This window comes from Saccharospirillum sp., from assembly GCF_040881935.1.
Classification (GTDB): Bacteria; Pseudomonadota; Gammaproteobacteria; order Pseudomonadales; family Natronospirillaceae; genus Saccharospirillum.
The window spans coordinates 80,133-99,796 of the sequence record NZ_JBBECH010000051.1 but is presented as its reverse complement, the minus strand read 5'-3'; the positions used below and the strand labels follow the sequence as shown (position 1 = coordinate 99,796).

The 19,664-nt window shown below is 55.6% G+C and carries 16 protein-coding genes; 7 read left to right on the top strand and 9 right to left on the bottom strand.

Annotation, left to right across the window (positions count from 1 at the left end; all coding sequences use genetic code 11):
• Positions 1 to 445 precede the first annotated feature (445 nt).
• The 3 genes from WEB54_RS08625 to WEB54_RS08615 are packed head-to-tail and all read left to right on the top strand — an operon-like array spanning position 446 to position 2,907.
• Complete coding sequence (locus tag WEB54_RS08625) at positions 446 to 1,279, top strand: transporter substrate-binding domain-containing protein (RefSeq protein ID WP_368055094.1); 834 nt, start codon at positions 446 to 448, stop codon at positions 1,277 to 1,279.
• A complete protein-coding gene (locus WEB54_RS08620) occupies positions 1,276 to 2,160 on the top strand; it encodes an amino acid ABC transporter permease (protein ID WP_368055092.1) in 885 nt (294 codons plus the stop codon). Before WEB54_RS08625 ends, WEB54_RS08620 begins: the two co-directional genes overlap by 4 nt.
• A gap of 3 nt (positions 2,161 to 2,163) precedes the next feature.
• Positions 2,164 to 2,907 carry an amino acid ABC transporter ATP-binding protein gene (locus WEB54_RS08615; protein WP_368055090.1) on the top strand — a complete coding sequence of 248 codons (744 nt, stop codon included), beginning with the start codon at positions 2,164 to 2,166 and terminating at the stop codon, positions 2,905 to 2,907.
• Between the two features lie 288 nt (positions 2,908 to 3,195).
• Here WEB54_RS08615 and WEB54_RS08610 read toward each other — a convergent pair whose 3' ends face one another.
• From WEB54_RS08610 to WEB54_RS08595, 4 genes are all read right to left on the bottom strand, one after another.
• Positions 3,196 to 3,963, bottom strand: coding sequence for a phosphatase (locus tag WEB54_RS08610; protein ID WP_368055089.1), 768 nt, complete (start codon positions 3,961 to 3,963; stop codon positions 3,196 to 3,198).
• A gap of 99 nt (positions 3,964 to 4,062) precedes the next feature.
• The gene (locus tag WEB54_RS08605) at positions 4,063 to 4,446 is read right to left on the bottom strand and encodes a DUF1761 family protein (RefSeq protein ID WP_368055088.1); all 384 of its coding nucleotides are present in this window, start codon (positions 4,444 to 4,446) and stop codon (positions 4,063 to 4,065) included.
• A 50-nt stretch (positions 4,447 to 4,496) separates the two neighbouring features.
• A complete protein-coding gene (locus tag WEB54_RS08600; RefSeq protein ID WP_368055086.1) occupies positions 4,497 to 4,919 on the bottom strand; it encodes an SRPBCC domain-containing protein in 423 nt (140 codons plus the stop codon).
• Positions 4,912 to 5,256 (bottom strand): ArsR/SmtB family transcription factor, encoded by a 345-nt coding sequence (locus WEB54_RS08595; protein ID WP_368055084.1) that lies wholly within the window; start codon positions 5,254 to 5,256, stop codon positions 4,912 to 4,914. The genes WEB54_RS08600 and WEB54_RS08595 overlap by 8 nt, the downstream gene beginning before the upstream one ends.
• 190 nt (positions 5,257 to 5,446) lie before the next feature.
• On the opposite strand from WEB54_RS08595, the gene WEB54_RS08590 reads away from it, so the two are divergent.
• Positions 5,447 to 6,850 carry a hypothetical protein gene (locus WEB54_RS08590; protein WP_368055082.1) on the top strand — a complete coding sequence of 468 codons (1,404 nt, stop codon included), beginning with the start codon at positions 5,447 to 5,449 and terminating at the stop codon, positions 6,848 to 6,850.
• 75 nt (positions 6,851 to 6,925) lie between these two features.
• On the opposite strand, the gene WEB54_RS08585 is transcribed toward WEB54_RS08590, so the two are convergent.
• Positions 6,926 to 7,843, bottom strand: coding sequence for a LysR family transcriptional regulator (locus WEB54_RS08585; protein WP_368055080.1), 918 nt, complete (start codon positions 7,841 to 7,843; stop codon positions 6,926 to 6,928).
• A 182-nt stretch (positions 7,844 to 8,025) separates the two neighbouring features.
• Between WEB54_RS08585 and WEB54_RS08580 the strand changes: the two genes are divergently transcribed.
• The 3 genes from WEB54_RS08580 (at position 8,026) to WEB54_RS08570 (ending at position 12,725) form a co-directional block, all read left to right on the top strand.
• Positions 8,026 to 9,027, top strand: coding sequence for a TAXI family TRAP transporter solute-binding subunit (locus WEB54_RS08580; protein ID WP_368055078.1), 1,002 nt, complete (start codon positions 8,026 to 8,028; stop codon positions 9,025 to 9,027).
• A gap of 82 nt (positions 9,028 to 9,109) precedes the next feature.
• Positions 9,110 to 11,074, top strand: coding sequence for a TRAP transporter permease (locus WEB54_RS08575; RefSeq protein ID WP_368055076.1), 1,965 nt, complete (start codon positions 9,110 to 9,112; stop codon positions 11,072 to 11,074).
• 4 nt (positions 11,075 to 11,078) lie between these two features.
• The gene (locus WEB54_RS08570) at positions 11,079 to 12,725 is read left to right on the top strand and encodes a sulfatase-like hydrolase/transferase (protein ID WP_368055075.1); all 1,647 of its coding nucleotides are present in this window, start codon (positions 11,079 to 11,081) and stop codon (positions 12,723 to 12,725) included.
• 187 nt (positions 12,726 to 12,912) lie between these two features.
• Here WEB54_RS08570 and mdlC read toward each other — a convergent pair whose 3' ends face one another.
• The 4 genes from mdlC to WEB54_RS08550 form a co-directional block, all read right to left on the bottom strand.
• Positions 12,913 to 14,493: a benzoylformate decarboxylase gene (gene mdlC, locus WEB54_RS08565; RefSeq protein WP_368055073.1), complete on the bottom strand. Its 1,581-nt coding sequence runs from the start codon at positions 14,491 to 14,493 to the stop codon at positions 12,913 to 12,915.
• Positions 14,494 to 14,507: 14 nt separating this feature from the next.
• On the bottom strand, positions 14,508 to 16,511 hold the full coding sequence (locus tag WEB54_RS08560) for a tripartite tricarboxylate transporter permease (RefSeq protein ID WP_368055071.1): 2,004 nt from the start codon (positions 16,509 to 16,511) through the stop codon (positions 14,508 to 14,510).
• Between the two features lie 102 nt (positions 16,512 to 16,613).
• Entirely contained in the window at positions 16,614 to 17,657 is a 1,044-nt protein-coding gene (locus WEB54_RS08555) for a Bug family tripartite tricarboxylate transporter substrate binding protein (RefSeq protein WP_368055070.1), read from the bottom strand.
• 406 nt (positions 17,658 to 18,063) lie between these two features.
• Positions 18,064 to 19,515, bottom strand: a complete 1,452-nt coding sequence (locus WEB54_RS08550; RefSeq protein WP_368055068.1) for an aldehyde dehydrogenase — start codon at positions 19,513 to 19,515, stop codon at positions 18,064 to 18,066.
• Positions 19,516 to 19,664 lie beyond the last annotated feature (149 nt).

The following is a 19,664-nucleotide window of genomic DNA, read 5'->3' as shown; positions in this document are numbered from 1 at the left end:
CTCTGACCTCTGCCTCCGGAGGGCAGCGCTCTATCCAGCTGAGCTACGGGCGCGTAACGGGGCGCAGTATACAGATTTATCATCCCAAGTCCACAATTGGTTGTTATTTCAAGGGCTTAGCTGACCCTGGCAAACCAATTCCGCCCTTTCCTTCAATCGACCATCCTTCAGTACGCCTTTCACCGATTAATCCAATCACGCCTTCTGAAAGGTCAGTATGGACAGGCACATGTAAGGTCATTTTTTATTGCCCCCGGGCATGCCCGTCCGGAGCCTGTCAAACACTCCGTCTATCTCGATCTACTTGACCTGTAAGCCGCTATTCGTCAGCATTGCCGGGGATTTCCTGTGAATATCTCTGACCCCCCGTCGCCAGTTACGACGCGCCATTCCAGTGAAATACACCCTCGTTCGGTCGCTTGCGACCTTCACAATGGAGTCTGTCATGTCTGAACGTACTGCCTTTCGAAGTGCTTTGATCGTTCTGTTTTCGCTGTTGATGACCGTATTTACCCAGGCCTTCGCTGAAGAGCGAACGACCATGGACCCGCGCCTGGTCACTCCCGGTAAGCTGACCGTGGGCACCGGTGACCCGGTCTACCCGCCCTGGATGCTGAATAACGACCCGGCCGGTGGTGAAGGCTTCGAAAATGGCCTGGTGTATGCGCTGGCCGATGAAATGGGCTTCGATGCTGACGACGTGGTCTGGGTTAGCCAGACGTTCGACCAGGCAATCGCCCCGGGCAACAAGCCCTACGATTTTGCCATCCAGCAGATTTCCGTCACCGAGGCACGCAAGCAGATCGTCAGCTTCAGCCAGGTGTATTTCCAGCCGGAAAAGGCCGTGCTTGCACTGCCGGGCAGCCCTCTGGAAGACGCGACCAGCTACGATGACCTGCGTGATGCGCGCTGGGGTGCCACCATCGGCACCACCGATAACGACTACCTGGTCAACGTGCTGGGCATCACCGAGGCTGCTATTTACAACGAACAAGTGGATGTATTTCAGGCAATGCGTGCCGGTCAGATCGACGGCACACTGATCTCACTGCCGACAGCCTTGTACGTCACCGCCGTTCAGGTCCCGGAAGCCAACATCGTTGCCCTGTTGCCGCCGGATGAAAACGACCGGGGCCACGGCCTGTTGTTTGAATACAACAACCCGCTGGTTGACTGGGTAGACGACGCAATAACCGCCGTGATCGAGCGCGATGTGGTCGAAGACCTGAAAGCCGAATACCTCATTGCCGACCCTGACCTGCCCATTATTACCCAATGACACACAGCCACCTGCCCGAACAGGGCCCCTCAGGCGGCGCCACCCGGCGCCCGCCTCCGCCACCGCCTGGCCGCACATTCGACTGGCGCGAGGCGCTGGCACCCAGTCTTATCAGCATTGTCAGTATTGTCGTTGTCTTTGGTGCTATGGCCTGGGTGATAACCTCGGCCGAGCAATGGCCGCGTATCAAGCTGCAATTCTTTAACATCGATGCCATGGTCGCTGCCTTCCCGCGCGTTTTACAGGGTTTCTGGATCAATATGAGCATCTGGCTGATCGTGCTGGCGTGCATCCTGTTTCTCGGCATTGCGCTGGCGGTTATCCGGTCACTGCGCGCGCCCTGGTTTGCCCCCTTCCGGCTGATGGTCATTCTGTATATTGATCTGTTCCGGGGCCTGCCGGTATTGCTACTGGTGTTGCTGTTCGGCTTCGGTATACCGGCACTCAACCTGCCCGGGCTGCCGTCGAGCAGTTTGTTCTGGGGTGCCGTTGCCATGGTGCTTAGCTACTCTGCCTATGTCTGCGAGATCTACCGCTCTGGGATAGATGCCGTACACGAAGGCCAGTGGGCCGCCGCCAAGTCACTGGGTTTAACCGAGTGGCAAACCATGATCTATACCATCCTGCCGCAAGCGCTGCGCAATGTGTTGCCGGCGATGATGAATATTGTCGTTGCGCTGCAAAAAGACGTGGCGTTGTTGTCAATTATTGGCGTGCGCGATGCGGTGCGTGAAGCACAAATCTATACTGCCAGTACGTTCAATTATTCATCTCTGATCGTTGCAGCGGGCCTGTTCTTGCTGGCCACCATTCCCATGGCGCGCCTGGCAGATTACGTCACCCAGCGCGATCGTGCTCGTCGTTTGCAGATAGGGGGTTAACCGTTGCCGCGTGTTCAATTGTTCGAGGTGACCAAGTATTTTGGCGATAATCTGGTGCTGGATCAGGTGGATTTATCCGTCGCACAGCACGAAGTTGTGTGCCTGATTGGTGCCTCCGGTTCCGGCAAGTCGACCCTGCTACGCTGCATCAACCGCCTGGTAAAAGCCGACTACGGTGACATCTGTCTCGATGACGTACCGGTCACCGATGAACGCTTTGGCAAGGTAGGGCTGCACAAGCGCATCGGCATCGTGTTTCAGTCGTACAATCTGTTTCCGCATTTAACGGTGCTGGATAACCTGACGCTGGCGCCGCGCAAAGTGCATGGCAAAAGCAAGAAGGAAGCCGAGGCACAGGCACTGGCACAGCTCGACCGCTTCGGCATGGGCAGCTTTGCCAAAGCCTACCCGGAGCAATTATCCGGTGGTCAGCAGCAGCGTGTGGCCTTCGTTCGCGCATTGATGAACAAGCCGGATGTGCTACTGCTCGATGAAGTGACCGCCGCGCTGGACCCGGAACTGGTCGGTGAGGTGCTCGGCATCATCAAGGAGCTGAAAGCCCAGGGCATGACCATGATCATCGTCACTCACGAGATGGGTTTCGCCCGCGATGTGGCCGACCGGGTTTGCTTTCTGGAAGGAGGTCGGATTCTCGAAGAAGGCGACCCACATCAGATGTTCAGCGCGCCCCAACATGAACGCACCCGGGCGTTTCTGGATCGGATTATTGAGGCTGGGCGGTTGTAGTGCTTCGGCGTTTGGTGTCATGAGTCAGAAATTCGGTGTGTAACTCGCTTCACTGGTTGCCGTTATTACAGTGCCAAGCGGGCAATCGGGTACGTCTACTGGAGGCACGCCGTGAACCCCTCCATGGGATTCACCCTAGGGGCTCGCTTCGCTCATGCTAAAACACTCCCGGCGTTTTAGTCCATGTTGTCTAACGGCCACTAGTAGACGCACCCGACAGCCCTTGGATTCTATAGCGGTTGTTTTTTATGAATTTCTGACTCATGACACCAGAATTAACAACTGTGGTTAACTGACGTGGGTCTCAAACTGGTTCGCCCATTCTGCCATCTCTTGCGCGACTGGCTTATCGTGCTCACCCAGGAACCGCAAAAACCGGGGTGTGTTGGCGTTGACGATGCGATGCTCGGGAAAGCCAATTCGTTCAGCATGGGCGATGGCATGGTCAAAATCACCCACGCTGTATGCAATGTGTGAATCCGAACCAAAGCTCACTTTCCAGTCCAGCCGGTCGATCAGTTCCATGATGTGTACGCAATTGGGTTCGCTGCCCAGGCGAGATAGTGAGAAGGAGGAATTGTTGATTTCCAGCACCACATTGTTGTCGCGCGCGGCCCGAATCACCTCTTCATAATCCAGCGGGAAATTCGGGTTGCCGGGGTGGCCGATAATCTGGCATTCGCCGGTCTTGATCGTGTTTATCACCGCTCTGGTGCAGGTGGCTTTATCCGCCGGTGCAAACACCGGTTCGTGGAAACTGGCGATGGCGAAGTCGAGAAATTGGTGCAGTTTGTCGGGGATATCCAGGCCGCCCTCGGGTTCCAGGATGTTGGCCTCGATGCCGCGCAACAGACCTACATTATTGACCACCCTGGGAATAACCTTCATGTTGCCAAAGTGCCAGTAATGGGCGCCGTCGGGCATGGTCGGGGCGTGGTCGGTAATGCTGAACAGCTGCAAGCCCTTGTCGCAGGCGATCTGAAAATAGTCGTGCACGGTGCTGTAGGCGTGGTCGCTGGCAACGGTGTGGGCATGGGTGTCGGTAAGAATGCGCATTGAAGGCCCTGTAAACATGGCTGAGGTCTGACAGGATAGCACAAAGCCCATGACGCTTTCATGAAGGGGGTTGCTTACCCGTAGCACCCCCCCTTCCGTTTAAAAAATACCCTGCGCCACGATCATGACGATGCCGGCAACGATGACGTAGCCAGCATCGACGGCTATCGCGTAGGCCGACTTTTTCACGAAAGCAGCCATCGACGATACAAAAACCGCAACTGCCAATATCGTCAGGATGGCGGTAAACAACGCATCAATGGTCGCAGTGAGTCCGATCACCATGGCCAGCAATAGCAGCGCCACGAGCTGGGACACCATAGCGAACACCGGCATGGACTGAGCGCTGCCCAGGCTCACACCCGAACCCTCCGCCCATTTCTTGCCAAAGACGGAGGGGCTGTACCAGGCCCAGCCGACCAGAAAAGCGACGACGGTACCGGTTAAGACGGCGAGCCAGCTGACTGCTGAGAAATCTTCCATAGTTAGGTTCCTTGGTGGTTAATGAGTGCTAGCCCTGAAAGCTTAGCCGATCAGCTCAGCACGGTGTTCAGTGCTTCCAGAATGTTGGCCCAGCCACTTTCGTGGTTGTTTCGGGAATCCTCACTCGGGAACTTCACATGGGTCAGTTCAACCTGAGTACCTTCCGCCACTTCGTTCAGTTCAACAGTGACGGTAGAGCCTTCAATGGAGAAAGGGGACTCCCAGGTGAAGACGATTCTGTTGTGCGGGTTAAGCTCTTTGTATTCACCGCCATGCGGCAATTCATCGCTACCGGCGGCCATGGTGATGGCAAAACGGCCACCCACACGCGGGTCGGTATCGGCCTTGGGCACGCTCATGCCTTCGCCGGGAAGCATGAATTGGGCCAGGGTGGAAGGGTCGAGCCAGGCGTTATATACGCGTTCTATCGGGGCTTTGATGGTGCGGGTTACGCTTAGAGTCAGGTCAGTCATGGTGTCGATCCTCTTGCAGCAGTTGGTCCAGTTTTTCCAGCCTCAGGTCCCAAATACTTCTCAGGTTCTGAAACCAGCTGTCGATCCTTTGGATCGGCTCCAGGTTGGCCTCTATCAAATGGGTTCGGCCCAGCGTTCTGCGGCTGACCAGTCCAGCGGCTTCGAGCACTTTAATGTGCTTACTCACCGCATTGAGGCTCATTTCATAATGGTTGGCGAGATCCGTCACCCGCGTGGGGCCTTCCTGAACCAGGGTGGTCAGCAGGGAGCGGCGGGTGGTGTCGCTGGTGGCTTTCAGAATGTCCGAAAGCGCTTGTTTATTACTTTGTTCAACCATATGGTTGAATATATACCTGAAACTTTATTAGTCAACCTTTTAGTTGAATATTTTGTAACAGAAGGTCTCCACGGCTACTGCACAACACAATAATTTCCTGGCACCTTTCAAGCCTGTCGCTGTCTTCGCTTTATAGAACGCGACACCTTACACTGCTAGAGTTGCTGTAACGCCCGAGTTGTTCTGCCTCATGTCCCTGCACCGCTTTCTGGCTTTATCGCTGCTGGCAACACTGCTGGCCGGTACGCTGTTGTATCAGTTGGCCAATGTTGAGCCCGCCCTCTGGATCGCCGGTTTCGCGCTGATCGCCTTTATTGTTGTGCGCTGGCGCCGACTGCCCCAGTCGCCGCGCATACTGGTCGGGCTGGCTTTGTGCAGCGGCTTCTTTCTGCCCTGGACCGAAGACCCCTGGGCGGTGTTGCGCACGGCATTCGACCGCGCCGGGTACTTCTCGACCTTTCTGGTTGCATTGAGCTTTCTGCGCCTGGCGGCTCAGCGGTCACGCATGGTACGGCGTTGCGGTGCACTGGCGGTGAATCAGCCGCCCGCCCGGCGATACGGTATTCTCAGCTATACCACGGCGCTGTTTGGGCTGATTCTCAACTTTGGTGTATTGCATCTGCTTGGTTTGATGGTGACCCGGGGCAACACGCTGGCTGCGGCGGCTGGCAATGTCAGCATCCAGCGCACCCGTCAGCGCCGTATGTCACTGGCTATGTTGCGCGGTTTTGCCGCCCTGCCGATGACTTCGCCCTTCTCCATCACGCTGGCCCTGCTGCTGACCATTATTCCCGGGCTGCGCTGGCAGGATATTCTGCCCATCGGCTTTGTCACCGCCCTGTTGCTGATACTGATCGGCTGGATTCAGGATTTTCGGCACAATCCGCGCCGGGCCCCACCGGGTATGGAAGCCAGCCAGAAACGCTACAGCTGGCAACCGGCTGTGCAACTGGTTGGCCTGATCGGCCTGCTAACCGGCGGTGCATTCTTGCTCGAAACCACGACCGAACTGTCACTGACGCTGGCGGTTATTATGATCAGCCCTTTAGTCGGCATTGGCTGGCTTGCCTGGCAGGGTAACCGGGCAGGCACATGGGGTGCCCTGGTTCTGCTCGGCCGCCGGCTGAAAACCGATATTCCCAATCAGGTGGCGCCGCTCAGTGGTGAAGTGAGTTTACTGGCCGGGGCGGGTTTTCTCGGTGCAGCCATTACCGGTCTGGTCACTGAATCTCAGGTGTTGTGGCTGGTGTCTTCGTTACACTTAAACGGTTATTACTTGCTTATTGTTGCAATGATCCTGACCGTCGCACTCGGCCAGGTCGGGTTTAACCCCATCGTCTCGGTCACGTTACTGGCGTCAGCCTTGCAACCGGTAGCAAGCTTCGGATTAACCAATGAATTGCTGGCATTGGGTCTGATGTCGGCCTGGTGTTTAACGGTGAATTCCTCGCCGTTTACCATTTCGGTGTCGATCGTGGGTCACCTGAGTCAGGTGTCGCCACGCCATCTGGCCTGGAACTGGAACCGGCGTTACTTGCTGGTGAGTTTTGTGTTTTTGAGTGCCTGGTTGTTTGGCTTGCAGTGGGTTTATTGAAAGCCCCAAGACCCTTCGACTGGCTCAGGGCGTATATGGCACTTTAAAATTCTGTTTAGGGCAATTGGAAGCAAGTCAGGTTGCCATACGACGTGCAAAAGCAGCTTTCACTATCTGCACCCAGCCCTGGTCCAGATCCTGGGCCCGATGCCACAAAAAGACATCCCGACGCCCGAAGTCCGCCTCAACCGGCAATACCACCAGGTTGTACTCAGCCGTTACCCGGCTGGTCAGTTTTTCCGGCATCAGGCTCAAGTGATTGCCCTCACGCAATATATTCAGGGTAATCGCCGCATCTCCCGATAAGGCGATGGGCGTGTGAATGCCAGTGACGCCCATGGCCTGCAGGCGCTCGACCGGTGATTCCTCAAAGCGAGCGTAGGTGCCCATATTGATCCAGGCCCAATCGTTCAACTCCGACAGCGCCAGGGCATGGTGGCCAGTTCCATCAAAGGCTTTCTTCGCCAGGGTGTGTTGCCTGGCGGCGACCACCACCAGCCTATCTTGCAGCACCAGTTCACAAACCAGATCCTGCGTCGGGGATTGCACTTTGGGGGAAAACACCAGGTCGAGTTCTTCATCATGAATCTGTTCGATCAGGCGGTACGGTGTGTCTACTCGTATCAGCAGGGATAAGTCGTCATGCTCGGCCATCAGGTCCTGGGCCATCTGATTCATCAGGTTATTGGCCAGCAAGGGGCCGACGCCGATACGCAGTTCCTGCTTGAGACCGAGCCCATGACGAATAGCCACCTGACGCGCCGACCAGACGGCCTTGGCGATGGCCCGGCCATAACGGGCCAGGTCAGCCCCCAGCGGAGTCTGCTTTACGCCATGTCGGCTGCGGGTAAAGAGCGGGCCACCGGCCTGCATTTCCAGCGTCTGGATATTGCGCGTCAGGGTTGGCTGGGTGACGTTCAAACGGTTAGCCGCAGCACTGATCGAGCCGCTGTCGAGAATGGTGGCCAGTTGCACCAGATGCTTCGATTCCATATCACCTCCGTTGCGAATCGCCGTGGCCCAATGAAAAACCTTTGGTCAGGCGAGACTAGGCTACCATACAAAAATGTCTGTTTAACCGATTATAAATGAATTATACGAATGCCACTGATGGATGCACACTGTCTAACTGTCGAACAATCCATAAATCCAATAACACGCACGACGAGGTCAATATGAAAAAATCACTGACGCTCGGTCTGGCCAGCCTGGTCCTGACCTTAACTGCCGGTTTCAGCCAGGCAGAAAACCTGCAAATGGATGCCGGTGGCGCTGCCTCGGTAACCGGCATGCTGCCTCAGGCTTATGCCCAATACACCAATCGCGAAGGCATTAACCTGCAAGTCGTGCTCGGCCAGACGCTGACCCGCTCGGTAATGATGCTGGGTGCCGGCCAGCTCGGCTCTTCAGTAGTACCGCCACCGGCGTTCAGCGCCATGAAAGCCGGCGTTGGCCCCTATGCCAGCAACGCCGAACAGGCGAAAGCCCTGTCGAAAAATGTTCGCGCTATTACCGGCCTGCCGGGCAGCACCTATCACGCCATTACCTGGGACCGGGACGGCATTGAAAGCTGGGACGACATTCGCGGCAAACGCGTCTTTGTCGGCCCACCGGCCGGTGCCGCCAACATGCAGATCATGGGCATGATCGAAGCAGCCTCGGGCCTGGTTGATGGCGACTATGAAGCCATTCGCGCGCCCTGGGGTTCGGCTGTTCAGGGCTTTCAGGATGGTCAGTACGATGTACTGGTGCTGTCTGCCCCGGTCGGCCAGCAATCGATCAATGAAATGAGCCTGCAGAACCCGATTCGCATTCTTGGTATTTCCGAAGACCGTATTGGAACCCCGGAATGGAACGATTATGTAGAAGCCGCCGCCATGTCTTACACCGTAATTCCGGCTGGCACCTATCGCGGCCAGGTCAATGGCGATGAAGATATTTTCACGGCCTCAAACATCATGTGGATGGGTGTGGGCGCATCGATGTCCGATGACATGGCCTATCGGCTGGCCAAGGCTTACTGGGAAAACATCGACGAGTTGAAAGCCTCTAACGCCCTGCTGCGCACCATTAGCACCGAGAACCCCTTTGAAGGCGTCAACGCGCCACTGCACCCCGGTGCGGTTCGTTACTATCAGGAAAACAACATCGCCATTCCTGAAAACCTGATGCCCTGACAGGCCTAACCTGGAGTGGTCGCCCGACCACTCCATCTGTTAAACCAGGGCGCCTGATCCCAGGCACCCGGAGGACCCTCCCATGACGACACCGTCCATGATGTTAGCCAATCGATTGCAACAAGCCCTCTGGGTCGTCGGCGGTGTGCTGGCACTGGTAGGCCTGATCAATGTACTGCCCAGCTACGGCTTCCTGCCGCGCCTTGGGCCGTTTGAACTTGAATGGTTCCGTCCGTTCTTTTTCACCCTCTGTGTGGTCATTGGCATTTTATATCAGTGGCGCGAACAGACGCTGACCAAAGGTGTGCCTTCGATTTTGCGCGTAACCTTCGACCTGGCTCTGATCGCCCTGACGCTGTATTGCAGCGTGCGCTACTTTCAGGTCGCGCGGATCATGGAAATGTCCATCATGTTTTTTACTACCTGGGATGGCATTACTGCGCTGATGGCCGTTCTGGTCGCTACGGTTATTTGCTGGCGTCTATGGGGGGCTCCCATTGCCATTATCGGCTTAATCGCCGTGTTGTACCTGGGTACCGGCGAATACTGGCCCGGCGTGCTGCAAACCGCTGGCGGCAATGCGATGGACCGGCTGGCCGCCAACCTCTGGTTCGGTAGTGATAACGGCGTGGTCGGGTCCATTTTCGCGGTAATTCTATCGACCGTTTTGCCCTTTATTATTCTCGGCGGCGTGTTGGAAGGTTGTGGTGCAGGCTCGTCGATGATCCGTATTTCCTTTGCCCTGATGCAACGTTTTCGGGGCGGGCCTGCCTATGCGGCCATTCTGGCCTCTGGCATGTTCGGTACTGTTTCTGGCAGTGCAGTCGCCAACGTGGTCGGCACCGGTGTGGTGACCATTCCAATGATCCGCAAGCGCGGCTTCAGTGGTAACTTCTCCGGGGGGCTTGAGTCTTCAGCCTCGGCTGGCGGTCAAATTCTGCCACCGATAATGGGCGCCGCGGCTCTGGTGATGGCCGACTATGTCGGCGTATCTTACCTGACCGTGATCGTAGCGGTGATGATTCCGGCTATCGCCTATTACGCGAGCCTGTTTCTGGCCGTTTATTTTGAAGCGAAAAAGCTCGGCCTCAACGCTGAGCCGGAAGGCGACCTGCCTGAACCGATCGATCGTCAGGACTGGATCAACCTACTGCTGCTTCTGGCACCACTGGCAACCATTGTCTGGCTGTTGATAGAAGGTCTGTCTCCCGCTGGTGCCTCCATCAGCGCCATTTTGTTACTGCTGGTATTGAGCTTTCTGAACCCCAGCGTCAGACAGAAACCTCTGATACTGCTTACTTCGCTGGCCGAGGGCGGTGTTACCGTTGGCCGACTGTCGATGGCCATTGCTGTGGTCGGCATCATCGTCGCGACGTTGGCGGCCACCGGTATTCCCACCACCTTTGCGGTGTTGTTGTCGAATGCGTCGGACTACTCACTGCTGGCGGCCCTGCTGATCACCGCGCTGGGTTGCATCGTGCTCGGCATGGGCATGCCCACTTTGCCCGCCTACATCGCCATCATTTCAGTGATGGGGCCCACCCTGCAGGCCTTTGGCATGGAACTTCTGACGGCTCACATGTTCGTGTTCTTCTTTGGCGTTGCCTCGGTCATTACGCCACCGGTAGCCATCGCCGCTTACGCAGCGGCGTCCATCTCCGGTGGCAAACCCATGGCCACCGCCATTGCCAGTACCCGGATTTCAGCAGTGCTGTTTCTGATTCCATTTGCATTTGCCTATAACCCGTTAATGCTCACCTCGGCCGCAGCGGGCGGTGATTTCTCGCTCGGCGCTTACGCCTGGCTGCTCGCGCAACTGGTACTGGCGTTGTATCTCATCACCAGTAGCCTGGCCCGTTTTGACCGTAGCGTTTTATCACTGCCAGACAGTGCCGTTCGTTTTGCGCTGGCTTTGGGGTTGTTGTCGCCGTATCTCGTCGTGAGCATTGTCTGCCTGGCGTTAGGTCTGGCGCTACTGGCCTGGCACGCCGTGCGCCAGAGTCATGGCATTCACCCCACCGCCAACTCACAACCGGCCAAAGGATAAGCATATGAACGCCGTAAAAAATACGCTCTTTATCATGATCGATCAGCTGCGCTGGGATGCCTTGTCCTGCTATGGCAACCGCGTCGTCGACACCCCCAACATCGACCGGCTGGCCAAACGCGGAGTACGTTTTAATAACGCCTACACCCAGGGCACCAGCTGCGGCAATTCGCGCGCGTCGTTCTACACCGGCTTACACATGCGCTCGCACGGCGCTACCTGGAACGACTGGCCTTTCAGCCTGAGCGAATGGACACTGGCGGACTATCTGCAACCACTAAACCAGCGTGTCATTCTGCTTGGCAAGACTCACATGAAACCCGACCTGGACGGCATGGACCGGCTCGGCATTGAGCCGGAGTCGGCGCTGGGTCAGCGCCTGTATAACGCTGGTTTTACCGGAGGCGAGCACGACGACGGGCTGCACCCGGAAGGGCCTGCTGGCAAATACTCAAAGCAGGAACCACGCTACAACGAGTATTTGCGCCAAAACGGTTTTGACGGTGACAACCCCTGGCTCGAATGGGCCAATGCGGCCGAAACCGAAACCGGCGATATTGTCTCCGGTTTCTATCTGGAACACGCGCACCGGCCCGCCCGCATTCCGAAAGAGCATTCGGAAACGGCGTATCTGACCAAGCGCATCATCGATACCATCGATGAACTGGGCGATGAGCCCTGGTGCTTGCATGCTTCCTACATCAAACCGCATTGGCCCTGCATCGCACCGGATCCGTATCACTCACTGTACCGGGATGCAGACTTTGCTCCGGCGGTGAAATCGGAATCTGAACGCCAGGACCCGCATCCGATTTACCGGCAATTCATGCAACTGGGGGTCAGCCAGACGTTCAGTGACGATGAAAAACGCGCACACGTTTTACCGGCGTATTTCGGGCTGGTGAAAGAAGTGGACGATCACATCGGTCGCATTCTGAATCACCTGGACGCCAAAGGGCTCACCGACAACACGCTGATTGTGCTGACCGCCGACCATGGCGATTATTTAGGTGATCACTGGCTGGGTGAGAAGGATCTGTTTCATCAGCCTTCGGTAAAGTTGCCGTTGATCGTCGTCGACCCGCGTGCAGAAGCCAATGTAACGCGGGGTCAGCAATGCGATGCGCTGGTGGGTGCCATTGATGTATTACCGACACTGATCGAATGTGCCGGTGGCCGTCTTTCCGAGCACGAACACCGACTCGAAGGCCACTCGCTGTTGCCTTTTCTGCATCAGGCTTCCAGCCCCTTTGAGCGGGATTTCATTGTCGCCGAAGACGACTACGGTCGCCTGCCCGTCGCCGCGCAACTGGGGGTTGATTCACTGGCGGCCCGGATGACCATGGCGTTCAACGGACGCCATAAACTGGTGCATTGCCCCGGCTTCCCCGACATGCTGTTCGACCTGCACAACGACCCGGACGAACTGGTGGATCTGGGTCGGGATCCGGCCTATGAAGGTGTACGGCGCGAGTTGCGTGACCAGTTACTGGACTGGAGTGCCACGCTTCACAATCGTAGGGCGGTCAGCCGGGAGATGGAACAGAGCGCCAATGGCCTGTCGCGGCGTCAGGGTATTCTGATTGGGTTCTGGGATCGGGAGTCGGTACCGGAGGCGATGAAACCGCCATTGAGTATTGGGGTTAAGTAATCGTTAATTTTCTGGGTGGCGCGAATGGCAGCTTGGGTAACGACCGAATTGGCGCGCAACGATAGCCCGGAGCGGCTGCGGTTCAACCAGATCCACAGGTGGCACAGAATGCCACCGGTATCCCCACCAGTAACGACAGTAGGGGTTAAGGCTTTGAGCTGCTGCGCTATTTAGCGGTGTAACGCTGTTAAAACGAGGTCGATACTTCAATCAAATACGGTTTATCTTGCGAAAACGCATGTGTCAGGCAAGCAGACAAGGTATCTGCATTAGTGGCTGCACAGGCGTCTACCCCATAACCCCGCGCAATTGAACAGAAGTCGATACCCGGCACATCAAGGCCGGGTACATCTTCGGCATCCATTAGTTTGGCAAAACGACGCAGTGCGCCATAGGTGCCGTTTTTCAGGATGATAAACACCACCGGAATTCGGTAGCGGGCAGCCGTCCACAGGGCGGTAATGTTGTAGTTGGCCGACCCGTCGCCAATCAACGCGATGACCTGGCGTTGCGGTTGCGCCAGTTGCACCCCTACCGCCGCCGGCATACCAAAGCCCAATCCACCGGCTGCCGGGAAATAAAAGCTGCCCGGTTCGCGCATGATGATGTTGGCCCAGAATGGTCCTTTGGTGGCCGTCGCTTCCTTCACGTATATGGCGTCACTTGGAGCAAGCTCATTGACGATGCGGAAAACGGTATCGGGGTGCATCCGGTCGGCTTCATCCTTACCCGGCGGCGGTAACGATCTTGCAACTGGCTGGGCACGTTGTTCACCGACAATACGCTCAGGCAACGCCGCCAGCATGGCGGCAATGTCGCCCACCAGCGCTTCGCCCAGTGGCGCCCGGCTTGCTTCAGCCGGGTCGTCCGTCAGGTGGATCAGTCGGGTCCCCGGCGCCAGAAAGTCACCCGGTATATTCTGGTGATAGCGAAACACCGGCGCACCCACAACCAGCACCAGGTCATGCCCCGCCAGGGCCTCATTCAGACCTTTCTCTGATATCGGCAGCGTACCGCGAAAAGCTGGATGATCGGTTGGGAAAGGGCAGCGCGATTCCGAGGGTGCAATCCAGCCGACGGCACCCAGCCGCTCGGCCAAGGCTACGGCACTGGCGTTTGCTTTAACGGCGTCCACGCCCGGCCCCAACACCAGTGCCGGACTCGTCGCCTCCGACAACGCGTCGGCGAGCCATTTTAATTGGCTTTCAGAGGGCGAACTTGCTGTCTGTACGGTTCGGGACAGTAAATACTCGCTGTTGGTACTGGATGCCTGCGCCCAGTCATCCAGTGGGATTGACAGATACACCGGCCCTTTTGCAGGTTGATTGGCCGTGTTAATAGCCTGACTCAGCATGCGAGGGACATCCGTTGCACAGGTCGGTTCACCGCTCCATTTAACCAGCGGGCGTGGCAACAGATTGGCATCGACATTGGCCAGCATGCCTTCCATACCGACAAGGTGCCGCGATTGCTGACCGGCCGTTATTACCAATGGGCTGTGTGAGTAAACTGCATTAGTCAGTGCGCCCATGGCATTGCCGGTGCCAGCGGCAGCATGAAGGTTGACCAGCGTTGGCAAGCCGCTGGCCTGGGCAAAACCATCGGCCATGCCAACAACCGCGCCCTCATGCAGACCCAAAATGTAGCGAAAGTCTTCGGGGAACCCTTTCAGAAAGGGTAACTCGTTCGACCCCGGGTTACCGAACACCGTCGTCATGCCCTGGTGGCGCAGCACCTGGTATGAAATATCTTTTACAGTTTTTGTCATGGTGGTCATCCCGTTCAGAACAGAGTAAACAGCGGAGCTGGCCACGCCAGATCAAGAATGTAGACAAAGGCAAACCAGCAGAACCCCCAGAACAGCAACGACAGAGGCAGCACCAGTTTCAGCCGTTCGCGACCGAGCAGCATGTAGCTGATCAGATAAACCGGTAACGCTGCAATAAGACCTACAGACCAGGCAAGCACACCAAACCAGGCTAATAAAGCCAGGTATTTCACACCGCCCAGCAAAATCTGTTTGGGCGTCAGCTCGCCAAAATCGGTCTCAAGATCAAAATGTACTTCTTCGGCCGTTTCACCTTCGCTGGATTTAACCGTCACAAAAATACCCAGCAAAGAGAACAGTGCCATCAGAAAGCCCAGTGTCGCTGCAACTCGCGGCATTATGCCCGCATCGAACCGCCATTCGCCGGCGGAAAAATAGGCCAGTATCATCATCACCATCACACCGAGTGAGAACGCCACATCGAGATTCCAGGTCGGTGTCCAGGCTAGGGTGACCTTCCCTTTCAATGCTTTGCGGGTCTTGATAACCCGGCTAACAATCACACCCAGAATAAACAGAGCTGTAATCGCCAAAAGCACAGCCACGGCTGGGCGCAATGTCCAGCCCCAGCCATGAACGTTCATGGAAATGAAGTAATACTTCTCGACCAAAGGCGCCAGTATGAAAGCCAGAAACAGAGGTGCCCGTGGCCAGCGCACCCGTTTCATCACCCAGCCAAGAAAGCCCACCAGTAAGAGAAACAAACCGTCTTCCCACTGGCGAGTGGATTGCACTGCACCAATAAACACGACCGAGGTAATCAGCGGTACCAGCACCGTGGAGCGGACAAAAACAACCCGCGACAATGGCTTGGCCATCGCCAACGCCACGAACCCACCGACGATATTCGCCGCAACAATTCCCCAGACCATCATGTAGGTCATGTCCAGGTTGGAACTGAGCATATTAGGGCCGGGAGCGATGCCGTGCAGCAACATGGCACCGAGCAACAAAGCCATGGGTGCGGAACCGGGTACACCCAGCGCTACCGTTGGCAGCAAGGAGCCACCTACCGTTGCATTGTTGGACGACTCGGAGGCAATAACCCCGCGCACATCACCTTTGCCAAAATTGCTCGACACTTTGCTGCGCATGGTTGTGTAGGAATAAATCAGCCAGGGAATGATCGATGGACCGATCGCCGGAATAATGCCCAGCAGTGAGCTCATAACGGAATTACGGGCAACCGGCCAGGCGTTGTCGTAAGTATCGCGTGCGCCCTGGGTGACACCCTTCATCGGTTTGCTCTTGTCCTCATCCGAGGCAATCGATTTGTTCTGTATGGCCAGGTCAGCTAATTCGGGCAATGCATAAATACCCAATGCCATAACCAAAATGTGCAGACCATCCCACAGGTAAATAGTATCGAAGGTCCAGCGCAGAGTTGCGGTGGTATCCTCCTGGCCGATAAACGCCAGTAACACACCGATTAAACTGGCACCCAACCCTTTTGCAATGGAGCCACCGGCCAGCGCGCCCACCATGGCGAGGCCCATGATGCAGAATGCCAGTAACTCGGGGGACGTAGAGCCCATTAAAATAGGCAGCACAACGGGAATAATAATGACCAGTACCAGCGCACCGATAACCCCACCGACAACGGAAGAGGTAAAGGCGGCACCCAGTGCACGGCCTGCCTCGCCACGCTTGGCCATAGGGTAACCGTCGAGCACGGTCACCATGGAGGTCGGCGTGCCCGGCACACCAAATAAAATGGCCGGTATTGAATCGGCCGTCGACATGACAGCCATCGCTGCCACCAAAAATGCCATCGCCTCAACCGGCGACATGCTAAAGGTAAAGGGAAGTAATAACGCCATGCCCATCAGGCCGCCAACACCGGGTATGACCGATAGCAGGCTGCCGATCAACACACCAATAAACAGATGGAACAGTGTAGACGCCTCGGTCAACATGCCAAAGGCACTGCCCATAGCACCCAACAGGTCTGCTTGCATGAAAAACACTCCTAAAAAAGACAGACTGCTCATTGCAGCCTGTCTCAGATATCAATTAACCGGAGCCAGAGGCTCCGGCCAGGCATGAAACGCAACGCGCTTTTAGTTGCCCTGTGCCATTTCAAAAAACCAGGCTTTAACGTTTTCACTGACGTTAGCCGAGTCGGCAATCACCGTATCCACGTACTCGCCGGTTTGCGGATTGATTGGAATGCTCCGCTCCTGGGCTTCCGCAATGAATTCAGGGTCAGCCATGGTTGCATTGAACGCCTCGCGCAGGAATTCGATACGATCTTCCGGAACCCCCGGAGGTGCGATCAGCGACAAACCAATGGCACCTGACGAAACCACTGAACGGGCGATGTCGTAGTAATCGTTCGACTCGTCAATCAACTCCATAATGGTTGGCGTATCCGGCAATTGCCCCATACGCTCCAGACCACCGATGGCCAATACATTCACATCACCACTTTCGACCAGGTGCCATTTGTTGGCAAACAGGTTAGCGGGTTCAGCTGTAGTGCTTGCAACTTCACCTTGTTCCATGGCCAGGAAGGTTGGGCCACCACCGCTGTAGCCAGCGACCTCTCTGAAGTTTGTGCCCAGCCCCAGGTTGGCGATGGCCATATACTGGTGGAAAGAGGTGCCCACGGTCATGATGCCATGGTTGCTTTGCTCACCTGAGTCGGCCAATTCGGTCAGGCTTGAATAACCGGCGTCACCACGGGCAACATAGATGCGTGGCAAGTCGACAATGCGACCAACGGCCTGAAATTCATCGGCTTCATAACGAATGGTGTCCGGATTGGCGAACTTTGAAGACACAATAGCTGGCACTGGCATACCGATGATGGTGCCATCCTTCGGGGCCGCCTGGAAAAGGTAGTTGGCACCCACGGCGCCGCCAGCACCCGTTCGATGCTCAAGCACGGTATCCATACTCTCAGGCAAATGCTTTTCCATATGTTTCATGGTCAGCAGCATGTACAGGTCCATAGTGCCACCGGCGCCGGTTGTACTCATGAACCGCAGCGTTTTGCCATCGTAAAATTCTTCAGCAGATTCAGCATTGGCTGGCATGCTCAGCGCAGCTGTAGTGCCCAATGCTAGCGCGAGCATTGACAGATTTTTTGTGATATTCCGCATGATTGTTACCTCATTTTTTTTGTCATGAATAATGACTACTTTCAGTCAGAACCGTTTACCGATATTTCGTTTCAGGTTTTTCGGGCAAACACCTCCCCAAACCAGAGAGCGCAAGGCATTCTCCGGCAATCAAAGCATTGCCAGTTTAATCAGTGCAACGCGATATCCTGTCGAGTCGGCACTTATAGTGCGGGTCTGGTATTTCCAGGCCATCCAGCGAAGGGGCAAACATCCTGTATCCCCATGTAAATCACTATTTATTCAGATATTTTCTGTGTTCGATGGAAATCTATATTTATTAATTCCATTCCTTGACCAGAACATACTTCTCCAAGGTTATAAAACTAACAACAGAGACTCCTTATTACTTTTCAATGGCACTCCATTCATTGATCTGGATCAATTATCAGAATGGGTAATGACGCTTCCCAGCCTGGTTGGTTATCCAGCGTAATTCAGTAAATTCATTAATAGCGGCTTTACTGCCAAACCGGCCATAACCGCTCCCCTTAACACCACCAAACGGCATTTGTGCTTCATCCTGAACCGTTGGTCCATTGATGTGACAGATACCACTTTCAATCCGGTTAACAATGGCCATGGCCTTGTTGTAGTCCTGACTGAATACAGCAGAAGACAACCCATAGTCACTGTCGTTGGCGATTCGGATAGCATCTTCTTCGTTCTGGGCGCGAATGACGGACAGCACAGGCCCGAATGACTCTTCGGAATAAATTTGCATCGAACTGGTTACGCCATCGATCAGCGTTGCATCCATCAATACGGTATCCGCCTGCCCACCCGAGAGCACCTTAGCGCCTTTCTTTTCGGCATCGGCAACCAGTCGGTTTAAGCGTTCAAGTGCAGCCGCGTTCACCACCGAACCGAGAATGGCCTCGCCTTTCTCCGGGGCAGCCGCCGTAATGGTGCGTGCTTTGGCAGCCAGTTTGTCGATCAGCTCATCAGCAATGCCGGGCGTTACAATGAGGCGTTCAGTCGACATGCAAATCTGACCCTGATTCATGTAAGCACCAAATGCAGCAGCATTCACTGCGGCGTCTACATCAGCATCGTCCAGTACGATCATCGGTGCCTTACCACCCAACTCCAACAACGCAGGCTTGAGATTCTCGGCACAGAGGCTGGCGATAATCCGACCTACTCGCGTCGAGCCGGTGAAATTAACCCGTCGAATGGCAGGGTGCTCAATCAGCGCTTTTACGATGTTCGGTGCATCTTCAGGTGCGTTGGTGACCATATTGATCACGCCTTCGGGGGCACCTGCTTCAATCAGCGACTGAGCGATCAACTGGTGCGTTGCCGGGCAGATTTCCGAGGCTTTAAACACTACGGTATTGCCACATGCCAGCGGCATAGCAATGGATCGTACACCCAGAATAATGGGGGCGTTCCAGGGGGCAATACCCAATACCACACCTACCGGTTGACGCACGGCCATCGCTGTCAACCCCGGTACATCGGAGGGAACAATCTCTCCGTTTAGCTGAGTGGTCATTGAAGCCGCTTCACGCAACATGGACGACGCCAGATGAATATTGAATCCACCCCACATCGGCGTTGCACCCATTTCCTGCATCACAGTTTGCGCAGCCTCATCAGCTTTGGCAGCCAGGCAGTCTGCGGCTTTTAACAAAATGCTGCGACGTTCGTTCGGTGCCATACCGGACCAGACCGGAAAAGCGGCTGCGGCGGCGTCTGCTGCAGACATGGCATCGCTTACGGACGCTGCAGCCGCTACTGAAACCACCTCACCGGAAATGGGGTTCTTGCACTCATAGGTGCGGTTATTCTGAGCATGTTTTTGCTGATTATTCACCAGCATGGAAACTTCAAACATGAAGTGATCCTCGCAATTATTTTTAATCGGATCGATGCGCATCGAGTTGTTATGGGAGAACCATAGCCAAAAGAACCTCCGGCGTGAACTGGTTTTAATTGCATTTAATCAACGATAAATTGTACATTAACCACCACTTCGAGGTTAAA